Consider the following 3,389-nt stretch of genomic DNA (forward strand, 5'->3'; position numbering starts at 1 on the left):
CCTTACGTCACTACCGCGGTGCGGGTCGTTGAGCGCGACGGGGGAGGGGTGGAACACGGATGGACGCGGGTGAGGTGGATGCACGCGGATAGATCGTCTCCCAAGGTGCTCCCTTCTATCACCACAGCGACACGGCGGATGGGCATACCAGATGGGCGTGACGTAGTGAGTCTACAGAACTGGCTGCGACTCAAACGATGCATACCATTCAGGTACGCTGCACGATGGTGTGCGCAGTGTCGTGCTGTGCATCATAGCAGGTAGTCTTTCGTGGCCTGCTCATAGCGTAGGGGGTAACTTGGGTTATCTTATGTTGGCCGCCACAGTGCCTCGTACAGGTTGGCAGACCCGTGCCGGAGCGCTGCCGGAGGGGACGAAAGCGTACTGGTTGGTTAAGGGTATTTTATGTGCAGCAATAGGGTGGGGTTACACGCCCCACTCCAGCCCGCCTCTAGCGGGGGCTATGCATTACCCACAACTGGTGTCAACCACGTGCATATCAGCGGGTATGATCGCCATGTATGCCGTTTTGGGCGACTGGCCCGGTGACAATGCGCCGCTCCAGCCGTGCTATCACGTGCTGGATGGATTGTCGTACCCGCTCGTCATGCGCGTGTCGCGCAGTTTGGAGTGCGGCAGCCATGCTGCCGCGCCGGCCGCGCTCACGATCCGGCGTGTGGCATACCGTTCCCCATCCTGGTCACGGGGGTGCTAAATGTGCTCGTGCCGCTCATCGAGTCGGTCAGGCATGCGTGCGATCCCTGTGCGTAGATGGTTATGTTGCAAGAGATTCGTGCCTGTGCACCAGCGGTCACGGCCAGCACCTGCCGGCGGTGGCGAGGATGCCTCCACGCAGGCTGGAAGTCTGCGCCACGGGGAGCCTGCGCTACAGAGAGCGCTCGCAGTCCGGCCTAACGCAGCGTGCCATGTGGGTAATGCATAGCTATAGGCGCGGAGCGAGGCAGGATACAGAGCGTGTTTCTCATCACTCTTGCCCCCAGTGGGAATGAGATGTGTCTCAATAGCGTTCGTCTGACAGATCGACCGTTGGTGCGGAAGCATGGCCTCCGCACGTCAAATGACATAATAAGGGTACTGTCTGCCGAAGACGGATGTGGATGCAGAACAGGCTCACCTCGCCATCCCACAGGCCGCCAGCAACCGTTCAGGTTGACCGCGATAATCGTCCCAGCGCAGATCACCGCGCACGATACCCCCCAACACCTGCCAGAGACCGGCATTGACCGGCGCCTGTAACCCGTGAGCTGTGGCGGCTGCGGCCACCGCACCGTACAAGAACTCCCCTTCGGAACGGCTACGCCCCGTGCGCAGATCACGGAGCAGCGACGGGTCTTTACCGCCCCGGCCACCGGCTACACGCTGGCGCAAAATCGGATCGAGGATGATCGGTGGCAGCCGGCGAATGCCGAAGGCTAGTAGGGCCGCCGGATAGCGGGGCAAATTGACCGGTCGTATGCCCATGCGTTGCATCACAGCCAGCGCCTCGCGCACGGCGGCCCGTTCCAGTGCCACCAGCCGGCGGTCGGCGTAGACCTGCGCAACCGACCAATCGAGAATCGCAGCAGTCGCATTTCCTAGCATATTCAACAGCGCTTTCGACCACTTCATAGCGCGGTAGTCGTGATAACGCTGGACAGTAAAGCCTGCATTGCTCAATGCCGTTTCGGCCAGTGTGAGATTATTTGTCCCGCCTACCGGCGCTAACCCAATCCCTCCCGCTTTCGTCACGGTAATCGTCGTGGGTCCGGTAGCGTCAACCGAGGTCGTAATTGCGCCGGCAATAATCCGATCCGCGCCAAAAGCCTGGGCTAGCGTTTCTTCATTGCCCAGCCCATTTTGCAGCGTCAGGATGGATCCAGGATTGAGGTCGCGTAAGGTGGCAATCGCCCCGTTCGTATCGTAGCCTTTGACACACAAGATTGCCAGCGCCGGTTGTTGAAACGCTACCGGTAAATCGGCTACTGCACCGGCAACCGTCAAACCGGTCAGTGAACATGCCCCGATACCACTCACCTGTAACGGCGTGGATTGCAACGTCGCTGCGCCGTTTGGGCGGGTCAAAAGCGCGACCGGCTGCCCGTTGCTGGCCTTGGCCAGACGTGAAAGGAGCAACAACCCGATAGCTCCCCCACCGACAATGACGATAGTCATTGATTCCTCCTCATATACATACTCGCCTTCAGTATAGCGGAAAATCTGGTTGCTACGACATTGAGCAGGAGGGTATTGTAAGGTGTCTTCGTGGTGCAACTTGTGGTAGCATGATAGTGCAGGATCCGCGATAGATCAGGAAACAAAAGGTATGGCAACACCACCACAAGTTGGCGAGATGGCTCCCGACTTTACCCTTCCGAACGAAGCCGGCGAACCGGTCTCACTCAGCCAGTTTCGCGGCAAGCGGGTTATTCTCTACTTCTACCCCAAAGACGATACTCCCGGTTGTACATCACAAGCCTGTGGTTTCCGCGACTCATACCCAGTCATTGAAGAGAAGAACGCTGTCGTGATCGGGATCAGCCCTGATGGCACCAAATCCCACGCCAAATTCAAAACGAAACACAACTTGCCTTTCATCCTGTTAGCCGATGAGCAGCATAGCGTTGCCGAGGCGTATGGGGTGTGGGGCGAGAAGTCGATGATGGGCAAGAAATATATGGGCATCATTCGCTCCCACTTCGTCATCGATGAAGAGGGTCGCATTGTGCAGGCTGAAATTAAAGTGAGTCCCGCCGATAGTGTCAAACGCGCTCTTGCAGCGCTGGGCTTATAGTCGCCGCGTGCCATGGCGAGAGCGATTTACGCCGCTGTATAACACAATCTCTGATCAAGGAGCGTCACATTGAGTGCGGAAGCGTTGTTTCCGCACTCTATATACGCAACACGTGATACCTGTGATAAAGAAGAAAAACCGTTGTGTAGCGTGGTTTGTACAACGATCCGGTCTGCGTCTTTAGACAGCGATCATTGATCAACCTACCCGGTTACCTCGACACCATATCGTTCTTCATCACCGCCCCGCAATCGCTTCCACGGTGTCAGGCTGGTACATTGTCCGCATGACCAGACTTGCCCAATGCCAAATCAGCTCTGTCGAGTCTGATCCGGGCACATTTCCTCTCACCTGCACCTACATCATGTTGCGCAACAATACATCTTGTGGTGAACGGGCAGTCGCTATCGTTTTCATATTGCTTTGTTGCAACGATCGGATCAATCGAGACGCACGGACCGATGGATAGTATAGACCAATCCGTTGCTGATCGGCTCACGCCGCGGCAGACTGCGCTTGCGCAAACGGAGCGTGTCACCAACCGTGCGCTTCATCACCGCGTGCACCGTTGCGCTCTGCCAACGCTGCCCAAATAAGC

Annotated in this window: 3 protein-coding genes; 1 reads left to right on the forward strand and 2 read right to left on the reverse strand. The window is 57.5% G+C overall.

Annotated features, from left to right (window positions below):
- Positions 1-499: 499 nt before the first annotated feature.
- Entirely contained in the window at positions 500-643 is a 144-nt protein-coding gene (locus VAE55_RS12610; protein WP_322816127.1) for a hypothetical protein, read from the reverse strand.
- 488 nt (positions 644-1,131) lie between these two features.
- Positions 1,132-2,172 (reverse strand): 2-dehydropantoate 2-reductase, encoded by a 1,041-nt coding sequence (locus VAE55_RS12615; protein WP_322816128.1) that lies wholly within the window; start codon positions 2,170-2,172, stop codon positions 1,132-1,134.
- A 151-nt stretch (positions 2,173-2,323) separates the two neighbouring features.
- Here VAE55_RS12615 and bcp point away from each other — a divergent pair, with 151 nt between their 5' ends.
- On the forward strand, positions 2,324-2,791 hold the full coding sequence (bcp, locus tag VAE55_RS12620; protein ID WP_012257872.1) for a thioredoxin-dependent thiol peroxidase: 468 nt from the start codon (positions 2,324-2,326) through the stop codon (positions 2,789-2,791).
- Positions 2,792-3,389 lie beyond the last annotated feature (598 nt).

The sequence above is a fragment of the Chloroflexus sp. genome (assembly GCF_034432675.1).
Taxonomy (GTDB): Bacteria; Chloroflexota; Chloroflexia; order Chloroflexales; family Chloroflexaceae; genus Chloroflexus.

Bases quoted from the DNA above. Each gene is read 5' to 3' on its own strand.
- VAE55_RS12610 (WP_322816127.1), bottom strand. From the start codon at position 643: ATGGCTGCCGCACTCCAAACTGCGCGACACGCGCATGACGAGCGGGTA.
- VAE55_RS12615 (WP_322816128.1), bottom strand. From the start codon at position 2,172: ATGACTATCGTCATTGTCGGTGGGGGAGCTATCGGGTTGTTGCTCCTT.
- bcp (WP_012257872.1), top strand. From the start codon at position 2,324: ATGGCAACACCACCACAAGTTGGCGAGATGGCTCCCGACTTTACCCTT.